Consider the following 20,783-nt stretch of genomic DNA (forward strand, 5'->3'; position numbering starts at 1 on the left):
CCGCTACGAGCGCAAAGCCGACCACTTCCTGGCCTTCACCAGCATCGCTTGCACCCTCATCTGCTACCGCAGACTCACCAAATGAGATGACGTCTTAGGACGTTGTCACACCACGTGGTCAGGCTTCCGCTTACCGCGCCGATGCGTTGGTAGGCCCTGTGGGTGAGGTACCCGTCCTGCCGCCGAAGCCACAGCTGGCTGAGTGTCAGCTCCAACAAGGGCAGCACGGTGACTGGCGCCTGCCGGGATGCGGCTGCCTCGGGAGTGATAGCCAATACATCGGTGATGATCTGCTCCGGCAGTCCAGGCTGCAAGTGGAGCCCCACATCCTGAGCGGGCAGAGTGATGATGTCGTGCAGATCCTCCTGGCTCAGGGTGCCCGGCACATTGAGCAGCCCTGGCATCGCGACGTCCAGCAGCTTGGGGGCCACAGCGGCCAGCTGGGGGTAGAAGTCGTCGCGCGTCACCAGGATCACGCTGAGCTCGGCGTCGGAGCGGCCGCTGCGGTGATCTCGTCCATGGCGGCCTGGCGGCTGTACTGCCGGCCGCTGGCAGGCTGGGTGAAAAGCTCTTCGAACTGGTCGACGATCAGCAGGACGCGCTGATAGCCGGGGCTGGCTGCGAGTTTGCGGCTGACTGCTTTGGCAATCCCATCCGTGGCCGCCCCGGGCAGTCCGGCGCGCTCGATCTCGGCCAGCAGATTCTGCCTTGGCCGGACAAGGCAGGGAAGCCATCGGTCACTGCCCGGCAGGGCACCGGCCGCCAGCGCACGCAGCACACCGGCCTGGATCAGGGAGGACTTGCCCGAGCCGGAGGGTCCCAGTAGCAGCGTCAGCCGCTGTTGCCTGGCCAGGTTGCCAACGACTTGCCGCTCCGCTTCTTTGCGGCCTTCGAACCACCGCGCCGACTCCGCAGTGAACGCCTCCAGTCCCTGGTAGGGGCACACGTCCTGCAAGACCAGTTCCGGCACGATCTGCCGCAGCACCTCTCCAGGAGTGACGTAGGCGATCCCCTGCCCCCGTTCGTACGCATCGGGGGCCGTGATCTCCGTCAGCATGCCGATGACCAGGCCGGTCATCTCATCAAGGACCGGCCCGCCACTGAACCCGGTCGTCAGGTCATTGGCAGATGTCAACTGCAGAAGTGCGCCCCGACCCCCAGAGGTCGGCAGCAGATCGCCAGCCTCACCGAAACCGAAGTGCCCCTTCGGCGGCGCCTGAACGGGAAACCCGAACGAACGCACTCGATGACCTCGGCACCCCGCCGCGGAACCCAACGGCAATTCCCTCACACCCGCCGGCATGTCGCTGAGCCGGACGACAGCCACGTCCTCGTCCTCCGGGGCACGCCACAAATCCCTCAGGACAACTCCCTCGACGCGGGGCATCCCCTCCATGTGCGGGAAGGCCACATGCACCGTCGAACCCGGCCCACCCCCTGCACCCTGGATGACATGCGCACAGGTGACCAGGACGCCCTCGGCCACCAGAAAACCCGCCCCGGCCACCTTCCCGTCCGGTCCCAGGACCTGTGCCACAGCAGCCGCCAGGTCCGGCGCGATACAGCCACTTGGCAACTCAGAGCGCCCCACGAGTCAGCCTCGACTCTCGGCTCCGTGAGGATGACCGGCGTCGTCCATCGTCCACGACAGGGTCACCTTTAGATGGCAACTGGCTTGGCTCTTGGTGATTACAGCCCCGGCCTCGGCTGCGAGGTCGACACCGAACTCAACCGCGACTTCGTCAGGGCACGCCTTGCGCAATTGGTCGAGTGTGACGCGCGCCGCCTCTGTGACCGGTTCCAGAGCACCTTGCAACGTCACCGGCAGCTCGTGGATGGCATCGCTGATGCGTCCGGCCTTGACCGGCCCTTCCAGCGCAGCGCCCGTCTCCTCGACCAGGATGAACCCCCCGCCCTCCAGCGGAATCCGAGTCAGAGGTGTCAAATTTCCTCCTCCAATCTTTCCGCGCACGCCCTTCCTCTGCGTGCAGCCACCAACAAAGGGAATCGGTCCAGTCCTGGAATCCCGCAGCAGAATATCCTTTGGCCTACGACCAGCGGTGAGACGTCAGCTGCACGTAAATGGCACAGCTCCAGCGGTGTAACTCGCCCTACGACGGCGTCGCCCGGAATGTTGCCCGGCACCCGATTGATCGTCCCTCGTTCACCTCGACGAGGAGCTCATGTGCAACACTCATATTATGTCGTGCATTGCGACTACACATCTCGAGGACGCTATCGACACGAGGTTGAACTCACAACGGAAAACCCCCTTGACCTGTGCGCTTGTCAACAAATTAGGTGCGCCATGAATTTCGTACGGAGCCCATAGGAACTTGGCGGCAACCAGCACAATGCCGCGCCGTTTGCGAGGAAGAGCGCCCGGTAGCCATGCGCGTATGCCAAACAGCCGCCTATGGCACAGGTGTTAGAGGGTATGCGTCTTGAGGGCGGACGAAGACGACCATGTGGCGGGCACGGGTGATGGCTACGCGTAGCAGCCGACGGTTGTTCTGGGTGCGTTCGGAGTCCCATTCCGGGTCCAGGAGGCGGCTGTGGTAGGCGCCTTTGATGATGATCACGCCGTCGAACTCTTTGCCTTTGGAGCGGTGCATGCTCATGAGACTGACTGCGGCTGTGTTCTGCTCGGGTGCAGTGAGCTGGTCGTTGGCCAGGGCGCGGCGCACGGCTGCGGCCGCGTCGGTGTAGGCGGTTGCTCCGTCCCAGGCATCGGTCAGAGCGAGGGCAAGGGCGTCGGTAGCGTTGAGCAGACGAAGCATCCGCACCTGTTTGAAGAGTTCCTCGAGTTCTTTGGAGCCCTGCAAAAGAGCCCTGGCCGTATGCCAGTCAGCCACGGGCTGACCGATGAGTTCCAGGCCGGCGTCGTAGGCGGCGGCGAGTGCTGGCGCCGTCTTGCCACGCATCGGCTTTCCGGCGGCGAGGGCGGCGACGGCCCGTTCCATGGTCTGGATCTTGGTCCGGGCACCGGTGGTGCCTTGCGTGAACTTGGTGCGGTAAAAGTCGCCCACAGCTCGCAGGGTCTTGGTAAGGGCGTCAGGGCGAGGCAAGGCGGGCCACTCCAGCAGTGAGGCGACGACGAAGCCAGCTGCTGCGGTAAGTTCAGGGTCCCAGTGCAGATCGTGGTCGACGGGCGGCAGCACGCCGCGTGCCGTCACGTTCTCCACGCTTATGGTCTCGGAGACCCGGCCGACAAGGCTGTTGGTGGTGGCCAGGACCGCGAGTGTGGGTTCGCGCCCGAGTTCCGAACGAAGGTGGTCACGCAGGGCGATCACGGCCTGATGGGTACGGACCTCGGCAGGAATGGCTCCCCACCGCTGTGCGTAAGTGAGGTTTCTAACAGCGGTGGGGACGGGGGAGGGGGCGTTGCGCAGGACGGCGTTGGCGTAGCCGAGCAGCCCTCCCTCGGGGCTGCGATAGTTGTCCTGCGACAGGTCGAAGCAAGCCGGGGCCAGGTGGGCGACGGCGTGTGCGATGCGTTCCTCGTCGACGCCGGGCAGGTGCCCGAAGATGCGCTGGTCGGGGTCGGCCAGGCAGATCACTGTGGATGTCTGGCTCAGCGCCCTGACGGCCCGCCACTGATCCACGTTCGTGTCCTGGAACTCGTCCACGATGACCAGCGGATAGATACTGCTGTACAGGGCGCGCACCGCGGTGCTGCCCTCCAGCAGGGTCGCGGCGGTGTCGGCCAGCAGGTCGAACACGTACCGGCCCTCTTCGCCAGCCATCCGCCGGCATTCGGCCAGCCAGGTCTCCTTGACGCCGCCGAAGTCGGCGCGCAGTTCCCGTTCCCGGTCGGGGGTGATGAACGACGAGGGCCGTCCGGTCAGCAGCCGCCCGTGGCTGCGGACGAGTTCGAGGAAGAAGGCGTGGAAGGTGCGGACTTCCAGCCTGGTGCGCGCGGACCGGTTGAACAGTCCGCTCATCCGGTCATTGATCTGCCGCACCGCCGCGCGGGAGAAGCTCAGGAACAGCACGCGCTGCTCGTCCTGCAGATCCTCCAAGGTGTTGAGGGCCTTCAGCAAGGCAATGGTGGTCTTGCCGCAGCCGGGACCGCCCTCGATCAGTACATGCCCGGTGCTGGCCAGAATCGCCCGGCGGGCGTCGTCAAGTCTCGGGCGGTGCGTCCTCTGCCCACAGCAGGTCCTCGAGCTGGTAGCGGCGCGACGGACTCACATGGACGGGGCTCTGTTCCAGGATGCGTCGCGTGACCTGTGGCAGCTCAGCGTCGGATACCTGCCCGAGACTCAGCTCGATCCGCTCGCGCTTGCTCCCGGCATCATCAGGGACAGGTGGCATTCCCAGCTGTTCGAAGGCCGGATTCAGCTCCCGGTGCGTCAGACTGCCAAGACCCGCGACCACCTCGCCGACCAGTGTGCGAAGCGCTGAACGATCCCTGCTGTCGGCCATTCGCCGATGGTCGCAGAAACCTAGAGGAACTGGCAGCGGTATCCGTGCGCAGGCACTGAGACACGTCAGGAGCGTCTGGAGAACTCACGTCCCACGACGTCCACGCCCGTCCCCCAGGCGACCGCCTCCGTGCCCCCGGAATGACGGGCCACGCGGACTGGTGGCGAGGGCAGCGGGGTAGAGCACCTGACGCCCGTAACGGGCGCGGGCGCGATCGGCGACGGCTTCGATCGCAAGGGGTTTGTCGTCGCCGGCGTCGAGAGTGAGCTGCCGAGTGGCTCGGTCGGCGGGACGAAGAGTGTCAGCACGCAGCGCGATGCTGCGGACCCGGGCCCGCTGGAGACCGAGGGAGTCGTACACCGAAGTGCGCGGGTTCGCAGATTCCTGGCGTAGTTCGAAGCGGAACTTGGCTCGCATGGGGCAATCGAGGCCAGAGGACGCTATGGGTTCGCGGCCGGAACGTCGCTGATGGGCGACGCCAGCATGGCGCTGCTCGTGCATCGGTCCCGCTCGACCGGGTCTCCGAGACGTACGCCTCGCTGTTCGTGAAGCTGGCCCTGCGCCGCTGGACGTGGGCGATGGTGCTGTTATCTCAGTGAGCGTTTTCAGCGTGGCTACTGATTGGTTGACGGGGCAGCGTGAAGGGCAGGGTGTGCAACGGACAGAGCACCCGTGCCGTTGAGGGAGGTGTTCGACGTCTCAACTCAGCAGCACAGGTCCTGCGCCGGGCCTGCTGTATCGCCGCGGCCTTCGGTGGCCACCTGTATCAGACCCGGCTGCTCAAAGTGCATGCTTCGAGAATGCGAGTATGGTGACAGATGAGCCCGGTGGTTGTTACAGGTTCGTTAGGGCCCCATGTGGCACACCTGGGACGTAAGAAAGAACTAGCCCGCGTTAGCGGGAAGTCTACGGTGGCGATAGCCGCGTTAACCTGGGTCTGATCGCCGGGCTCCCTCAGACTTAATGGGGGATTTCATGACTCGACATGGCGGATTCGCCGTTGCCGCAACCGTGGACGAGGCGTATCTCAATCAGAAACTCTGGGCGGCCATCGCAGACCAGGAACCGCTCAGTTTCAGCCGACTCTTCTCGCTACCCACCGCGGTTCCTGTGGTCGGTGGCGGTACCGCAAGGCTGACAGGAGTGGCCTTCCTTGAGGAACGGCCCACGCTGCACTTGCAGGCAAACCCCGCCAACACGGTCAACGTCACCACGAGTGCAGTTGTGTATGTAGCTGCTAATACGGATCTCGCGGGCCCCGTCGACCTGGATCAGACTTGGAAAGTTCGGCTGTCGGCCGACGCGGACGTGGGCGTAGACGTGGAGGTCGCCTCCGAAGGACTATTTCTGCGATGGCTGCCCGGTGGCTCATCCGTGAACAACATCACTGTGACCGTCCTTGAGGGGTCGGGCATTCCACAGTTTGTGGTGGATGCCTTGCGCTCACCAGCGATCCGCGCCGCGATGAATACTGCGCTTCGCGGCTTCGGGCCGATTCGACTCTCCGAGCGGCTCTTTCCGCGCAACCTTGAACACACACAGGCAGGCAAATTCCCGGAGGCCAATTTTTCCGTCTTCGAGTGGTTTACCATTCGCGCGTCCATATCTCGGGTTGCAGTGCGCGTACTGGACGGTGCAGTCGCACTTGGAATTGACTTCGCTGGGCTCTCGGCAGGCCAAGACGCCTCACTGATCGACTTGGGGCAACAGGTCGGCGAGGGGGCCGTTTACAAATGGCCGCGGTCAAGTGACAGGCCGATTCTCATCCCGTGCGGCCCCAAGACGCATCGATTCGATATCGCCGTTTTGGTCAATAGCGACGTGCTGACCGGTATCGTCGCCGACGTTTCACGTCAGATCTCGGGCACACCGATCCGCCCTGACATAAAGATTATCTCCGTCTCCATGCGGCCACGACTATTCGATAAGCCATTGCGTGGTCGTGAACTCGGTCTGTGTTTTGAGTTTACTGTTCGTCATCGGATCGCTGGAGATATAAACGGACGGATTTTCCTTCAGCCGTTCCTCGTCACCGAGGGCAGTGAAGATACTGTCGCAGTGCCCGACTGGTGGGCGATCTACGTAGGAAAAGCCGAGATAGACGTTCCCTGGTGGGTCGACATCATGGTCGCAGTAGTAGGTCTCGGCCTAACAATGGCTTTTCCGATGGTAGAACCACTGGTGGCTCTAGGCGCGGGCGTGGTCATCGGCGACATCCTCCCCTCCGTCGTCTCCAATACCGAGGCCAAAGCCGAGCTCGCCCTCGGGCAGGGCATGAGTTTGGCAGCGGGATATCATTTTGAATCCAGTCGACAGTCGACAATCACGGGCACGGTGACCACGGGCACAGGCCGCATTAAGGTCAGTCCAGATGGAATAGACCTAGGGATGATCGACGTCGCGAACCGGCTTCGTTTCGGCAGTGCAACCGAGTTGGAGTTCGGGTCGATAACCGCATCTTTGGCAGGAGGGAGTCCCGAACCCTACGTTTTCTCCGTGGGACTCAGCAACACCATGGCTGGCCTGGCCGACGACTGCAGCGTGCAACTCATCGTTCGGCGTGCCGACACGGGCGCCGAGGTCGCCCGTTCGGAAGGGCCCTACCACACTCACCGAACCCTCACGCTTGACCACTTGACGCCAGAGCTATACCTGGTCGATCAGTACCAAGTTCAAGCCCGAATCTTTCTGAACCGGGCGAGCCTGACTGGACTCCTATTCGGAGTCAATGACGTGCTCAAAGTGAAGGATTTCCTCGACCGTCACCATTCCTTCGTGACATGGCCGCCCTATACGGCGCGCTTTTTGGATCCCAGTCGCAATTTTCTGTGGCGCCGGGAAGTCAAACCCAAGCTGCACCGGACCGCATCCTCGGCTCGATGCTTGGCCTTGCGTCAACGAATCGAACGAGCTGAAAAAAAGCAGGCCGAACTCAGGATGGTATACGTCGACGACCTCGGCTTCCCCTTCTCCGAACTGGGGGCACACAGAGCAGAGGTGTGCAGCTACTGCTTTTGGGGGTACCCCAACCGCGACGCCAATCACTATTTCCCCCAGTCGAACTGGTTCAAGAAATAGAGCCGTACTTCTGGAGGACCTAGCAGGTTGCTCAACCTGAGCTTGTCATTTAACGACCGGCGTCGAACGCAGCTCGAACTTGATCAGCGTTTTCGCAGTTCAGCGGACACGCAGGCGGCCTCAGCCTGATCCTTTGCTCCGTCACAGAGTGGATCAGCACGAAGGCCGTGGTCGTGAGTCTGGTGCATCAGGGCGTCCTGCGGGGTGCGTTCGCGGAAGTGTCACACTTCCGGTCGGAGCTGTACTCGTGTCTGACCGCACGGGGCGACGCGTTGTTCGAGTTATGCGACGCGCTGTTGTGCACGGACGGGCCGGTGCGGACGCTGGTTGACCTCGCGCTCGCGCCTGAACACCGCCGTGGACATGGAGCTCTGTACGGCGGACTCAACCAGGGCCGGATCGACGTCGCCCGGCTGCGTCGGGCCCTGGCCGGGGTGCCGTTGCCGAGGGCGGCGGACGGCCGGCTCGTGCTGGCGGTGGATGTCTCGCCGTGGCTGCGGCCGGACGCCAACACGTGTGCTGACCGGGCCTTTTGCCACACCTTCGGCCGGGGCGAGGGAAAGCATCAGATGGTGCCCGGCTGGCCGTATTCGGTGGTGGCTGCGCTGGAGACCGGCCGCACGTCCTGGACTGCGGTGCTGGACGTGGTCCGTCTGGAGCCCGGCGCCGACGTCGCCGCGGTGACCACGGTGCAGATCCGCGAGGTCGTCGAGCGGCTGGTCGCCGCCGGCCAGTGGCGGCCGGGCGATCCGGAGGTCCTGGTCGTACTGGACGCGGGATACGACGCTCCGCGCATCGCCCACCTGCTGGACGAGCTGCCCGTCGAGATCCTCGGCCGGCTCCGGTCCGATCGCGTGATGCGGCGTCCGACACCCTCCCGCGAAGAGTTCCACCTCGCCAACCCCAAGGGCGGCCGACCGCCCAAGCACGGCGGCGAGTTCGTCTTCGGCGACTCCACAACCTGGGGCACCGAGCAGGCCGTCACGGCCACGGACACCCGGCTCTATGGGAAGGCGACCGCGCAGGCATGGGACCGGCTGCACCCTCGGCTGACCCGCCGGGCCGCATGGCTCGACCACAACGGGCCGCTGCCCGTCATCGAAGGCACCGTCATCCGCCTGGTCGTGGAAAAGCTGCCCAGCGGCGGGGTCAACAAGCCAGTCTGGCTGTGGTGGTCGCGCACCGGCGCCACCGAAGCGCACGTCGACCGCTGCTGGCAGTCCTTCCTGCGACGCTTCGACATCGAGCACACATTTCGCCTGTTCAAGCAGACCCTCGGCTGGACCAAGCCCCGGCTCCGCAGCTCGGAAGCGGCCGACCGGTGGACCTGGCTGGTGATCGCCGCCTATGCCCAGCTCCGGCTCGCCCGGCCCCTGGCCGCCGACCTCCGCAGGCCTTGGGAGAAGCCGACCGAGCCGAACAAACTGACACCCGCCCGCGTCCGCAGAGGGTTCAGGAACCTGTGCGGGAAGGCCGGCTCACCCGCCGGTGCACCGAAACCCTCCCGTCCCGGCCCTGGTCGGCCACCGGGTTCGAAAAACCGCCGTCCCGCCACCCGTCACGACGTGGGCAGAGTCCTCGCCACCGGCGAGGCGTTCAGCCGACCTGCCCACCACAAGGTGGGCACAAAACCACGCCGAACTGGTTAAAAGACAAGATTAAAGCTTGTCCCGTAACCGCGGGCGCGGGATCAGGATCCGTTGCGGTCGGGTGAGGTGGTGCACTGCAGCCACTTATCCACCACGTCGTGGGAGTCGTCGAGAGCCGGATCGCGACTCCCACTGGGCGCGTAGGCCGGTGACCGGTCGGCACGCAGCGGCAAGTGGGCGCAGTACCAGGCCCGCTTGGCGCCCGCTTGCTCCGCGTCCGTGCCCGTCAGCGCATAGTTGAGCAGGGCCGCCGTGACTCGCCGGCGCCCGTATGCGTAGAGCGCGGGCTCGATGAACCAACGGCAGAAACTGGGGTCAGGGTCATAGACGGCAGCAGCCATCAAGGGTGCGAAGAACTCCTCGAACAGGCTGGCGCGTTCGAGTAGTGGCTTGCGCGCCGCATGGGCCAGGTGTCGCGCGCGTCGGTCTTCCGGCACGCTCGCCGCGTCGTCCAGGTCCAGCAGCCGAGCCACCTCGGCTGCTGCCGACAGGAATGTCGGTGCCTCTGTTTGGTTCCGCTCTTCGTCGCCCATGGGCAGCATTCTGGGCGGATCCCACGCCGAGAGGTAGATGGACGCTGGTCGCTGATCCGTGAACCCCGCTTGTCGCTCAGCGACCTCGCCCAGAGTGAAACGATCACGGCGTGGCTGGTGTGATCACGGCGTCGGTGCCGTCCTGGATAGGCCCCTTCACAGGGCTGAGCCCGCGCTGCTTCGGCAAGTTGGTAGCCGCAGTACGACGCGAGCAGGCCGCAGATCGACAGCGCGGCCGGCCCTGGAGTCTGTCGCTGGAGGATCGCATCCTGCTGGTCACGGCCTACTGGCGCACGAACTTGACAATGCGGCAGCTCGCGCCGCTGTTCGGCGTCTCGAAGTCGGCGGCCGATCGGATCATCGACCATCTTGGCCCGCTACTGGCCCTCCAGCCACGCCAGCGGTTCCGCAAGGACACCGTGCTCATCGTGGACGGCACCCTCGTGCCCACCCGCGACCGCACGATCGCCGAGCAGTCCAAGAACTACCGCTACTCCACCGCCCACCAGGTCGTCATCGACGCTGACACCCGTCTGGTCGTCGTGATCGGCTGGCCGTTGCCCGGCAACCGACACCACTCCCGGGGCTGGGAGGAATCTGGTGCCAGTGCCGCCGTCGGCGCCACGATGACGATCGCTGACGGCGGCTACCAAGGCACCGGCCTGGTCATCCCGCACCGCCGCGAGAAAGGGCGAGAGCTCCCGGCCTGGCAGGAGGAGAACAACCGCTCTCACAAACGGGTTCGCGCCCGCGTCGAGCACACCTTCGCCCGGATGAAGTGCTGGAAGGTCCTCCGCGATTGCCGCCTCAAGGGCGACGGCGTCCACCACGCGCTGCTCGGCATCGCACGCCTGCACAACCTCGCCCTCGCTGGATAGGCGAGGAGTTCGTACCGCATCGAACCTCGCTCACGCCCAAATCGAAGATCACTTACGGGACAGCCTTTAGCCGTTCATGACCCCAGCGACCTGCGGGGCCCTCGGTCTTGATCGGAGCTGGTGGCTCCCGAGCACGTAAGAGGTAGTCCCCGCAGGGGGCTTGGACCACGATCATCATCGGTGATCAAGTGATTGCTCTCGACGCCGACTGCGAGCGTCAGCACACGTCAGTCTTCTTTGAGGGCTCAAGGCCCGGATCAACGGAGGACGTCGTGCTGGCGCCGACGGCCGGCGTCGAAGCCCCCAGAGTTTCCGCCCGGCTCAACCAGGGGCGAGCCTCGTCAGCGGCCCCACTGATGCTGAACGGCCTCGGTACTGGTGAGCTCGCGTGTTCGACTGGCGCTGGTTCCCCGGGGAATCCAGCCCGCTGGTGACCTTGTGTGATGGCCAGAGGCGCATGGGCTCCATGTTCCGCTGGTCTCGTTAGGGAGCCTGGTGGTGGTCGATACCGTCGGTCACGTTCGGCACCGGACCGGCAGGCGGCCTGGCACCATACGTCGGTGCCCGCACCCTTCGAACGTCTTGTGATCATGCAGCGGAGCCTGGCCGTGTTACTGCGCGGCCTGGCAAGCAACCCCTGCGCACCAGCGGAGGTTCTTGTTGCCTCGCGGCGGCGAGCATCGATCGAACGGAGCTCGCACGGCGCCGTGACCTGCCCGCGCTGGCCGCGGTGGTCCTTGCCGGCGACGGGGATGCGATTCTGCGGTCGGAGCTGGCTGCGAATCCGAGTCTCCCAGCCGCGGTCCAGATCGTCCTCGCCCGAGACGTCGACGCGCGGGTGCGTGGCCGGCTGGCGGAAGGTGCCGAGTACTTCACCACCGTCGGCGTGCACGGGCGTCCCGTCCCGGGGCCGTTGTCACACGAGGTCTACGAACTGCTGGCCCGAGACCCGCAGCCGAAGGTCCGCCGTGCCCTGGCGTTCAACCGCCGCCTGCCCGACGGCATTCGGGCCAGGATGCTCGACGACGACGATGCGCGAACGGCCGCCATCGCCGCCGCGAGCGGTGCTGCTGGCCCGGCTGCGGATCACGCTGGAGGAGTTCGATGCCATGGACGACCGGCGGTTCGAGTACGCGCTGCGGGACCTGCTGATCAGAGACGGTTTCCATGCGCGGCAGGTCGGCCGCGCCGGCGACCAGGCGCAGCCGAGGCACCTCGTCCCTGCGCATGCAGTCACCGTACGAGCGGATGCTCAGCCGCGGAGGAGGAGGACCGTGAGCCAGACGACGCCCACCACCCCGATCGCCGCCGACACGGCCGTCCCAACGAAGCCGTTCTCCTCGGTGAAGCCCTCGACTTTCACCCACGTCGGACGTGCCGGGTCGTATCGGACCCTGACCTCCATCGGAAGCGACAGCGGGTAAGACTTGCTGCCTGCCGCACGCACGGACACCGGACCGTCGCCCCCTTCCGGCGTGAACAGCAGTCGGGGGTGGAAGTGGGACACCCCGTCGCCGTCGACGTGCTCGTCCGCGTCGGACACCACCACCGTCGTCCACACACCGTGCCAGGACAGCCGGTAGTGCCGGTACGCGGACCTCCCCGCTCCCACAGCCAACCCGACCGACAGGACGAGCAGCAGCCACTTCACCACCGTGTCACCCACGCAGGGAAGTTACCCCTTCCCCGTCCTCCACGCACAGCAGCACCCACCGCAGCACTGTGGCGGGGTTGCGTCAGGGCGGGCGGCGGGAGAGCTGGGGCAGCGCCTGCGCCTGGACCCCGGCCGAACCGACAGCGGGGGCATCCGCGTGAGGTCAAGCGGTCGCCCGCCGTCAGCGTCAAGCAGCGAGGCGCCTTGCAGCCCTGAGCTTGGATTGGTCCACAGCTTCTCCGTTCGGATGAACCGATTGCTCCGAGTTGCTGATTGTCGGCACGTTCCGAATGAGCGGGGCAATCGAACGGCTGCGTGCGGGTCAAGATCGCCTCGGGTTTCGGACTTGGAGAGCCGAGCCGATCGTAAGGAGCAAGTGGATGAGTCCTGAGTGCAGGACAGCGTCCTGGTTGGGACCGCTGCCCCGTCGAGCCAAGTGGATCAGCGGCGGCACGATCGCCTCGCTTGCCCTCGTCTTGGCGGCCGGTGCGGTCAGCCCGGCCGCGGCAGCTGCGCAGAGCAACGGTGCCGCACGCGTGACCGTGACGACCGATTACGGCGGGGAAGACGGCGACAAGTGCAGGGACGATAAGAACGACAAGCCGAAGTCTCTTTGGGACTGGTGGGGCGGAGACCAGCACAACTGCAAGGGCGCCACCGGGGCCACAGGCGCGACGGGCGCCACCGGGGCCACGGGCTCTACGGGCGCTACGGGCGCGACCGGGGCCGGGGCCACGGGCTCCACCGGGGCCACAGGCGCCACTGGGGCCACAGGCGTGACCGGGCCGTGTGAGGAGTGGGACTCCATCATCGTGGGCGGGAATCAGTACGATGTCCTCATCAATCCCGGCGACCCGGAGGTGTTCGTCGGCCAGGGTGCCCCAGGCACTTTCGGCAACTTCTTCTCCGTTGAGAACCCGCCGCCCAACCCCTGTAGCGCCGCCATCTCCGTTGTCCCGGGAGGGGACTCGCCGGACACCATCTATCTCAAGGTGCTGACCAGCGATGGTGTCCCTTACATCACCACGTGCACCGAAGGGGCTTTCTTCCCCGCCTGTGACCCGTTCCCAACGGCGGCAGCCGCCGGCACGGGGCTCCCCCTGAGGCACGGGCAGAAAGACAGGAATCACCGGATGCGCTGACCAGTCGCAAGCGTCCCGTCTCAGCTTGTTCTTCATGGTCTGACATCGAACGATGCCCCGAACGTGATCGCTCGTAGGTGGATTCCTGGGACGTGGGCACGGCCTCCGTCTGATCCTGTGCTCCGACCAAAGAGACACAGGATCGGTACGAAGGCCGTGGGGGAATGAGTCTGCTGCATCACGATGCCCGGCGGGATGCGTTCGCGGTGGCGTCACACTTCCCTACGTTGTTCTGCGGGACGTGGTGAGCCCTGCGTATGGTTGACCCGCCCAGGGGCGTCGGGTGTGGATTTCACGCTTCTGCCGCTGTGGCTTGCCCGGATTGGTCGCCCGACGCCCCACGACGACTCGGCTGCCTGCCCGTGCGCGGGGACATGCTGTTCGAGCTGACCGACGCGTTGCTGTGCGCGAACGGGCCGGTGAGAGCGCCGGTTGGACCTGACGCTGACGGCCGAGCACCGCGCGGGCACGGGGCGATGTTCGACGCGCTGAACAGTGGGGACGTCGATGTGCCGCGGCTGCGGCAGGTGCTGGCCGGGCTGCCGCAGCCCGGGGCCGCCGGCGGGCGCCTGGTCCTGGCGGTGGACGTCACCCACTGGCTCCGGCCGGACGCGCCGTGCAGTGCGGACCGCTTGTTCTGCCACGTCTACGGCCGTGGTGGACGTTCGTCGGACCAGCTTGTGCCCGGCTGGCCCTACTCGTTCGTCGCCGCGCTGGAGTCGGGCCGGACCTCGTGGTGCCAGATCCTGGACGCGCTGCGGCTGGGGCCGACCGTCGATGTCGCCGAGCTCACCGCAGCCCAGGTCCGCCGCGTGGTCGAGGACCTCATCGACATGGGTCGCTGGAAGGCGAGCGATCGCGACATCCTGATCGTCTTCGACGCCGGCTACGACGCTCCGCGCATGGCCCATCTGCTGGAAGGACTACCGGTGGAGGTCCTTGGGCGGATGCGTACGGACCGCGTGATGGGCAAGCCGGTCCCGGTGCCGTGGATCTCGCCGCCGCAGGGCGGACGCCCGCCGAAGCACGGCAAGGAGTTCCGCTTCGCCAGGCCCGACACCTGGGGCGAGCCCGATGCCACGACCGCGGCTGTCACCGACCGCTACGGCACCGCTCGCGCAATGGCCTGGGACCGCATCCATCCTCGCCTGACCACGCGCTCCGCGTGGATCGACCACACTGGAGAACTCCCTGTTATCGAGGGACCGTTGATCTGCCTGGAGGTCGATCGCCTGCCCGGCGGCCACGATCCACTCCCAGTCTGGCTTGTGGTCGTCGGCTACCGGTCTGACCGGCGAGGACGTCGACCTACGCTGGCAGGCGTGCCTGCGCAGATTCGATCTGGAGCACACCTTCCGGATGATCAAGCAGACGCTGGGCTGGACCCGCCCGAAGCTCCGCATGCCCGAGGCGGCGGACCGGTGGACATAGCTGGTCGTCTCCGCCCACACCCAGCTCCGTCTCGCCCGGCCGCTGGCCGCGGACCTCCGCCTCCCTTGGGAGAAGCCGGCCGAGTCCGGCCGGCTCACCCCGCCCGGGTCCGCCGGGGGTTCAGGAACCTCCGGCCGAACTTGCCCTGTCCGGCTCGTGCACCGAAACCCAACAGGCCCGGCCCCGGCCGACCGCCCGGCTCGAAGAACCAACGACCCGCCACCCGCTACGACGTGGGCAAAACCGTCAGGCGGCCCGAGACCATCGCCGAACGTGACCTGGTCAGACCATGAAGAACAAGCTGAGTGCCTGTTCCTGAGGCCGACATGACATAACGGTGATCGTGACGCTTCAACGAACGGTTCGTTGGATCTTCAAGGATGTGAGGGCGATCAGGTGCGGCCAGGAACCGAACTGGGGCAGCACACGTCTCCCGCACCATGATCTCTAAGGAGCGCCAAGAGCATGCGAGTTCCACCGGACTCACCTCGTCGTCCGCGGTGACTGGGGATCGGCCGCAGGTCAACGACTACAACAGCTTCGCCGAGGCGTACACGGCGGAAAACGAATCCAACCTCATCAATGCCTACTACGAGCGGCCCGCGATGCTGGCCCTCGCCGGAGACGTGGCCGGCCGGCGGATCCTCGACGCCGGCTGCGGTTCCGGGCCTCTGTTCGCAGCGTTGCGCGACCGTGGCGCCATCGTGAGCGGCTTCGACGCGAGTGCCGGGATGCTGGAGCTGGCCCGCCGGCGGCTCGGCGACGGTACGGACCTGCAGGTGGCCGACCTGGGCAGCCCGCTTCCCTACGCCGATGACACGTTCGACGATGTAGTCGCGTCCCTGGTGCTGCACTACCTGGAGGACTGGGGGCCGGCGCTGGCCGAGCTGCGACGCGTACTCAAGCCCGGCGGTCGGCTGATCGCGTCTGTCGACCATCCCTTTGCCATCAACCTCATGCATCGCCAGGCCGGCCGCGAGGCCGACTACAACTATTTCGACACCACCAACTGGACCGAAGAGTGGACCATGGGCGGCCAGACTGCGCTGATGAGTATCTGGCACAGGCCGCTGCACGCGATGATCGCGGCGTTCACCGGTGCCGGTTTCCGGATAACGGTCATCAGCGAGCCAGAGCCTGATCCAGCCGCCCGCGAGCTGTTCCCCGAAGTCATCGCGGCCACGCCGCGCTTCCTGTGCTTCCTGTTCTTCGTCCTGCAGGCCGACTAACTGATCGTTTCAGAATGAGATCGGTGTGGCGGGTGGCAACTGACGATCTCGATGGGCAGGGTCTGCCCTGTGCCTGCAGACCTTGTTCCGGATGAACTTTGGCAGTGCATAGCTCCGTTGCTGCCACTGCCACCTGTTCGCAGGCCCCGCCACCCTGGTCGGCTTCGGACACCCGATCGGGTTGCCTTGGGCGGCATCGTCTACGTCCTGCGGACGGGGGTTGCTTGGCGAGTCCCTGCCCAGCTGGTGGGCTGTTCTGGGGTAACCAGCTGGCGCCGATTGCGAGATTGGACCGAAGCCGGGGTATGGCCCCGCTTGCATCAGAACCTGCTCGCAGAACTGCGCAGAGTGGGCCTGCTGGAGATGGACGACTGCGCGATTGACGGCTCCCACGTTCGCGCACTCAAAGGGGGGATCATGTCGGTCCCTCTCCCGTCGAGCGCGGCCGCCCTGGATCCAAGCACCACGTGATCGTGGACCGGCACGGCACCCCGCTGGCCGCCTCTGTGACCGGCGCGAACCGTCATGATGTCACCCAGCTCATTCCCCTGCTGGACGCGATACCCCGGATACGAGGACTGCGAGGACGTCCGCGTCACAAGCCCAAGCGCCTGTTCGCCGACCGCGGCTACGACTTCGACAAGTACCGACGGCTTCTGCGGGACCGTGGTGTCAAGCCTCACATCGCCAGACGCAGCACCGCTCACGGCTCCGGCCTGGGACGTACGAGGTGGGTCGTCGAGCGAACCTTTGCTTGGCTCCACCAGTTCAAACACCTGCGGATCCGCTACGAACACCGCGCTGATCTGCACCAGGGGCTTGTGCAACTCGCGTGCTGCATCACTGCCTGCGCCGCCTGTCCAAGGGACACCACAGCACCTCGCCCACCGAAGGAGAAACCCCTCAATGACCTCTGCCGAGCCGTTCACCCGTATCAAGATTCGCGTCGCCGCAGCCCTGTTCAACGGGGAAGAGATCGCGCTAATCCACCGCACCAAGGACGGCCAGGACCAGTACACCCTGCCGGGTGGAAACGTCGAACCCGGCGAACCCATCCATCAGGCCCTCGAGCGGGAACTCGACGAAGAACTGGGCCTGGACCTCACAGATGCGACTGGTGTCCCGCAGCTGACCTGGATCCAGGACGCCATGGTCACCCGCCCCGGCTCCACCCCACCCCGCAAACTTCACCTCGTCTTCCGCATCTACATCGACAACTCCACCCGCGCTCACTTGCGCACCGTCGAGCACGACGACACCGCTGGCGCCGGCCACCTCACCTGGAGCCACTACAAGGACACGGCTGACAAGGCACTGTTCCCCCCAGTTCCGCTCGCCGAGCTGGCTACTCCTACCGCACCGCTCGACGCCGCCCTGGCCCTCCTGCCGACCCTCGACGACACCAACTACCGCTGGATCTGACCCGCCATGGACTACGACAAGTCCGTCCCGACGATGTCTTTGTGAAACCACCAATAAGGCCTGTGTGATGTTGTGGTCAACCGGTTGCCTTCAGGAGGCCGTTGGTCCAGATCATGGAGGATATGCGGGCGGCCACGTCGCAGCTGAGCAGGAACTCAGCGGTGGGGCTCCCGGCGGCTGTTCTTGCTTCGTACGGTGGCTGCATGGGCAGGGGCGGGGCGCCCCGGCTGAAGCTGATCGTGATCACGGATGACGCTTGCGGGCCGCGGTTGTGCCGGGGGTGCGGTGGTCGGCTGATGCCGTCGGCGAGGGTGGCGGCGGTGTTCTGCGGGGATGCGTGCCGTTCGCGGCACTGGCGGCGGATGCGACGGGCGAGGGCTCGGACCGAGGCGGTGAAGGCCGGCGTGACGGCCTCGTGTCCGCAGTGCGGGGTGGTGTGGACGGTCGGTGGCGACCGCCCGGTCTCCGCGGTCTACTGCTCTCCCGCCTGCCGCAAACGGGCCTGGTGCACGCGGCGCGCGCCCTCCGGCGGCCTGCGCGTTCGGTGCCGGTGGGGCTGCTTCGGGCGCCGGGGCCGTACGCCTTTCTCTGCCGGGCGAGGCGGTCGGATGGTGCGAAGTGACGGGTTTCCAGGGTGAGTTGACGGCGCGCGGGGGTGTTGTCCCCGGTGCTCGTGGGGTGGTGCCCGGATGACCGGGATGGTCGGCAGTGTGACCCGGCAGCGCTACGACGAGTTGGTCAGGCTGGGGCGGGACTGGGTCGAGACGATGAGCGGCGTCCAGTGGCAGCTCGGGGACGCCGGCCTGGAGATCGAGCCGATGCGCTCCTACGGAGGCGCGAACCCGTCGGGGAGCGAGGAGTTGTTCTCGGTCAGCGAGGCGATCCCAGATGTTCGCCGAGGGCGTCGGCCTGGCGTATCCGACGGTCCGGGACTACCGGTGGGTGGCCTCGCGCTGGCCGAAGGGACGCCGGCGGACGGGCGTCTCCCACACCATCCACAAGATCCTCGCCTCCATCCCCGGCGAGCAGGAGCGGTTCGAGGCGGTGAACAACCCCCCGCCCAACCCACGCGGCGGACCGGCGCTTCGGACGCACGACAGCGCGAAGCGGATCGTCGGCTGGAAGGTCGACACTCCCGAGAGCGTCCAGGAGAAGGTGGACGCGATCCACGACCTGGCCGCTGACGACGAGGTGGCCGCGCGGGTGGCCACCGATTTCCTGCGCCGCCCGGCGGTCGCCTCGAAGGCGATGGCCGACGACACCGCCAGGCATGCCGTGAACGAGGCGCAGTTCGACCAGTTCCGCCAGCAGGTCCACTACGGGCGGGAGGAAGCCGCTCCGCAGCTGGACCAGCTGCGGCGCATGGAGCACAACACCCAGTTCATGGATTTGGTCGCGGCCTGCACGCAGTTCACCGTCACCGCCGGCAGGATCGTGCCGAACCTGCGCGGTGAGCCCTACGACGACGCCGAACGCGAGAACGATCCTGCGGGGCCGTGCGCGGGTGCGGGCGTCGGCGGACTGGATCGAGAACGCGGTCACCCGTGGCGAGGTCGACCTGGACGAGCAGCTCCAGAAGCTGCTGAAGGGCTCGGGCGAGTAGCGATGGGGCGGGGCGTTCCCGCTCACGTCCACGCCGATGCCGTCCTGTCCGCCCTGCTGGAGGTCCGTCCCGCCGGTTCCTTGGTATTCCTTGTCGGCCCAGCTTGGATACCAGCCTCGGCCAGGGAGTCGAGAATGCCGTGTTCGCGGGCCGCGCGAAGGTCATGAACGGCTCCGGGCAGCGTGGGTGGGGCCCACAGCAGTCTGCCTGCTGGGTCGGGCAGTACTTGCACGTTCATGCCGTGTTTCTTGTGTTTGCCGGAATAGAAGGGCTGGTCAGCAACGATGCGGTCGATCGGCAGAAGGATTCCGTCCAGGATCACGACGGCTTTGCGGGAGGCGGCGCGTACCGCTTCGGCGAGGGCGGCCAGCAGTTCGACGGCTTCGCTCACGTACCGGTAGACGGTGCTGAGGCTGATGTCGAACCCGGTGGCCGGCTGGACATAGGTGTGTCCGCATCGCAGGTGGGCCAGGACCGGCAGGGCCTGCCGTGCCGTTCCGGGCCGGCGCCACCGCGTTCCGCGTTCACGGCGCAGGGCTGTCAGCTGCCCGGCCAGGAACCGCAGGGCTGAACTGGACGGATCGAGTCCTGATGGGTAGGCAAGCATGCGAAGTTCCGGGCGGAGAAGTTGGTCTTGGTCGCCAACTCGTCTACCAGGAGCTTCACTTCGTCACGCTCGCGGTGCCCCGCTGCTGGGCGCCTGAACTGCCCTGGGCAGAGGGGCGACGGCTCCGCAGTGTTCAGAGGGCAGGCAGTGGAAGCGCCACCCGTCGTCCTAGACCGAACTCCTTGGCCTCGTCGTTGCTGACGACCGCAACGGCTCCCTCGGGAACCCCGGGCAGCGTGGTCACGCGGGACGCCACCACCAGAAGGTCCCCCTCACCGGCTCCGGTGACGAAGAAGACGTAGACGTCGCCGTCCTCCTCTCCCTCGTCGAAGACTTCGACGTCACCTTGGTCTTCGAGATCAGACAGGAAGTCCTCGACCTCCTCGATCCAGGGAAATGGGTAGGAGCCGTCCGGCAGGCCGGGCGTCGGCAGCAACGGCACGTGAATCTCAACAACCATGGTGGGCACGAAGACATCCTGCCCCCAGAGCTTCCGCCCGGCTCAACCAGGGGCGAGCCTCGTCAGCGGCCCCACTGATGTTGAACGGCCTCGGTACTGGTGAGCTCGCGTGTTCGACTGGTGCTGGTTCCCCCGGGGAATCCAGCCCGCTGGTGACCTTGTGTGATCGTCAGCGGCGTATGGGCTCCATGTCCCGCTGGTCTCGCTAGTGCCGTGACCGGGAAGGTTCACCGCGTCTGGTCGTAGAGTCTGGTCTGTGTCAGTTGACCAGGGGCAAAGTCCGCGACCGATTGACCAGTGCCGGGACGTCCAGGACGTCCTGGACCAGATCCGGCTGCGTCCCTCCATGTGGGTTCGCCAGGGGTGCCTGCGGGACTTGCAAAACATCTTGATCGGCTATGCCACGGCTTTGTCCGTTCACGGGGTCGACGAGCCTTTCGCCCTTTCGCCCGGTGGTCCGTTCGCCGAGTGGTTGCGCGCTCGTCGAGGCTGGTCGATGTCTTGTGGCTGGGCTGATGCCATCGAGCGGCATGCCGATGGAGAAGACCCGCTGACGGTGTTCTTCCATCTCCTGTGTCGGCGACGGCTGAAAAGTGGACCAGTAGCGACGCTTGGGTTCTAACGCTTGTCGCAACATTCCTTGATCATTAGGGGTGTGTTGGTGGCGAG

The 20,783-nt window shown here is 66.0% G+C and carries 16 protein-coding genes and 7 pseudogenes; 11 read left to right on the forward strand and 12 right to left on the reverse strand.

Translation table 11 applies throughout. The features are described 5' to 3' along the window. Positions 1-74: 74 nt before the first annotated feature. The 7 genes and pseudogenes from ABZ865_RS41600 to ABZ865_RS41630 form a co-directional block, all read right to left on the reverse strand. The gene (locus tag ABZ865_RS41600) at positions 75-467 is read right to left on the reverse strand and encodes a hypothetical protein (protein WP_361242641.1); all 393 of its coding nucleotides are present in this window, start codon (positions 465-467) and stop codon (positions 75-77) included. A gap of 5 nt (positions 468-472) precedes the next feature. Further along, on the reverse strand, positions 473-1,537 hold the full coding sequence (locus ABZ865_RS41605; RefSeq protein WP_361242644.1) for a trypsin-like peptidase domain-containing protein: 1,065 nt from the start codon (positions 1,535-1,537) through the stop codon (positions 473-475). A 57-nt stretch (positions 1,538-1,594) separates the two neighbouring features. Beyond that, entirely contained in the window at positions 1,595-1,945 is a 351-nt protein-coding gene (locus ABZ865_RS41610; RefSeq protein ID WP_361242647.1) for a CU044_2847 family protein, read from the reverse strand. 469 nt (positions 1,946-2,414) lie between these two features. Then, positions 2,415-2,963 carry a 3'-5' exonuclease gene (locus ABZ865_RS41615; RefSeq protein ID WP_361242677.1) on the reverse strand — a complete coding sequence of 183 codons (549 nt, stop codon included), beginning with the start codon at positions 2,961-2,963 and terminating at the stop codon, positions 2,415-2,417. 570 nt (positions 2,964-3,533) lie between these two features. Next, positions 3,534-4,112 (reverse strand): annotated as a pseudogene (locus tag ABZ865_RS41620) (UvrD-helicase domain-containing protein); the annotation flags it as partial. A gap of 13 nt (positions 4,113-4,125) precedes the next feature. Then, a complete protein-coding gene (locus ABZ865_RS41625) occupies positions 4,126-4,428 on the reverse strand; it encodes a hypothetical protein (RefSeq protein ID WP_361242650.1) in 303 nt (100 codons plus the stop codon). 84 nt (positions 4,429-4,512) lie between these two features. Then, a pseudogene (locus ABZ865_RS41630) lies at positions 4,513-4,788 on the reverse strand (hypothetical protein); the annotation flags it as partial. A 615-nt stretch (positions 4,789-5,403) separates the two neighbouring features. Here ABZ865_RS41630 and ABZ865_RS41635 point away from each other — a divergent pair. Then, positions 5,404-7,506 carry a hypothetical protein gene (locus ABZ865_RS41635; RefSeq protein ID WP_361242653.1) on the forward strand — a complete coding sequence of 701 codons (2,103 nt, stop codon included), beginning with the start codon at positions 5,404-5,406 and terminating at the stop codon, positions 7,504-7,506. 182 nt (positions 7,507-7,688) lie between these two features. Then, a complete protein-coding gene (locus ABZ865_RS41640; protein WP_361242680.1) occupies positions 7,689-9,155 on the forward strand; it encodes an NF041680 family putative transposase in 1,467 nt (488 codons plus the stop codon). Between the two features lie 41 nt (positions 9,156-9,196). On the opposite strand, the gene ABZ865_RS41645 is transcribed toward ABZ865_RS41640, so the two are convergent. Beyond that, entirely contained in the window at positions 9,197-9,688 is a 492-nt protein-coding gene (locus tag ABZ865_RS41645; RefSeq protein ID WP_361242656.1) for a hypothetical protein, read from the reverse strand. Positions 9,689-9,798: 110 nt separating this feature from the next. On the opposite strand from ABZ865_RS41645, the gene ABZ865_RS41650 reads away from it, so the two are divergent. Together ABZ865_RS41650 and ABZ865_RS41655 are read left to right on the forward strand one after the other, a co-directional pair. Then, the gene (locus ABZ865_RS41650) at positions 9,799-10,566 is read left to right on the forward strand and encodes a transposase (protein WP_361242659.1); all 768 of its coding nucleotides are present in this window, start codon (positions 9,799-9,801) and stop codon (positions 10,564-10,566) included. Between the two features lie 1,070 nt (positions 10,567-11,636). Further along, positions 11,637-11,765 (forward strand): annotated as a pseudogene (locus ABZ865_RS41655) (restriction endonuclease); the annotation flags it as partial. 53 nt (positions 11,766-11,818) lie between these two features. Here the strand turns inward: ABZ865_RS41655 and ABZ865_RS41660 are convergent. Next, positions 11,819-12,232: a DUF3592 domain-containing protein gene (locus tag ABZ865_RS41660; RefSeq protein WP_361242662.1), complete on the reverse strand. Its 414-nt coding sequence runs from the start codon at positions 12,230-12,232 to the stop codon at positions 11,819-11,821. Positions 12,233-12,756: 524 nt separating this feature from the next. Here ABZ865_RS41660 and ABZ865_RS41665 point away from each other — a divergent pair. From ABZ865_RS41665 to ABZ865_RS41695, 7 genes and pseudogenes are all read left to right on the forward strand, one after another. Further along, the gene (locus tag ABZ865_RS41665) at positions 12,757-13,362 is read left to right on the forward strand and encodes a hypothetical protein (protein ID WP_361242665.1); all 606 of its coding nucleotides are present in this window, start codon (positions 12,757-12,759) and stop codon (positions 13,360-13,362) included. A gap of 308 nt (positions 13,363-13,670) precedes the next feature. Then, a pseudogene (locus ABZ865_RS41670) lies at positions 13,671-15,086 on the forward strand (NF041680 family putative transposase). Positions 15,087-15,233: 147 nt separating this feature from the next. Further along, a complete protein-coding gene (locus ABZ865_RS41675) occupies positions 15,234-16,022 on the forward strand; it encodes a class I SAM-dependent methyltransferase (protein WP_361242668.1) in 789 nt (262 codons plus the stop codon). Positions 16,023-16,091: 69 nt separating this feature from the next. Beyond that, a pseudogene (locus ABZ865_RS41680) lies at positions 16,092-16,932 on the forward strand (IS5 family transposase). Beyond that, a complete protein-coding gene (locus ABZ865_RS41685; protein WP_361242671.1) occupies positions 16,929-17,444 on the forward strand; it encodes an NUDIX hydrolase in 516 nt (171 codons plus the stop codon). The pseudogene ABZ865_RS41680 and the gene ABZ865_RS41685 overlap by 4 nt, the downstream one beginning before the upstream one ends. Positions 17,445-18,332: 888 nt before the next feature. After that, a pseudogene (locus ABZ865_RS41690) lies at positions 18,333-18,857 on the forward strand (DUF6192 family protein); the annotation flags it as partial. Positions 18,858-18,948: 91 nt separating this feature from the next. Next, entirely contained in the window at positions 18,949-19,047 is a 99-nt protein-coding gene (locus ABZ865_RS41695; protein WP_361242683.1) for a DUF6192 family protein, read from the forward strand. 65 nt (positions 19,048-19,112) lie between these two features. Here the strand turns inward: ABZ865_RS41695 and ABZ865_RS41700 are convergent. From ABZ865_RS41700 to ABZ865_RS41710, 3 genes and pseudogenes are all read right to left on the reverse strand, one after another. Then, positions 19,113-19,654, reverse strand: a pseudogene (locus ABZ865_RS41700) (transposase family protein); the annotation flags it as partial. A gap of 133 nt (positions 19,655-19,787) precedes the next feature. Continuing rightward, positions 19,788-20,114 (reverse strand): hypothetical protein, encoded by a 327-nt coding sequence (locus tag ABZ865_RS41705; RefSeq protein WP_361242686.1) that lies wholly within the window; start codon positions 20,112-20,114, stop codon positions 19,788-19,790. Positions 20,115-20,373: 259 nt separating this feature from the next. Continuing rightward, a partial coding sequence (locus ABZ865_RS41710; RefSeq protein ID WP_361242674.1) for a hypothetical protein occupies positions 20,374-20,783 on the reverse strand: 410 nt, incomplete at its 5' end.

It is taken from the genome of Streptomyces sp. NPDC047085, assembly GCF_040643735.1.
Taxonomy (GTDB): domain Bacteria; phylum Actinomycetota; class Actinomycetes; order Streptomycetales; family Streptomycetaceae; genus Streptomyces.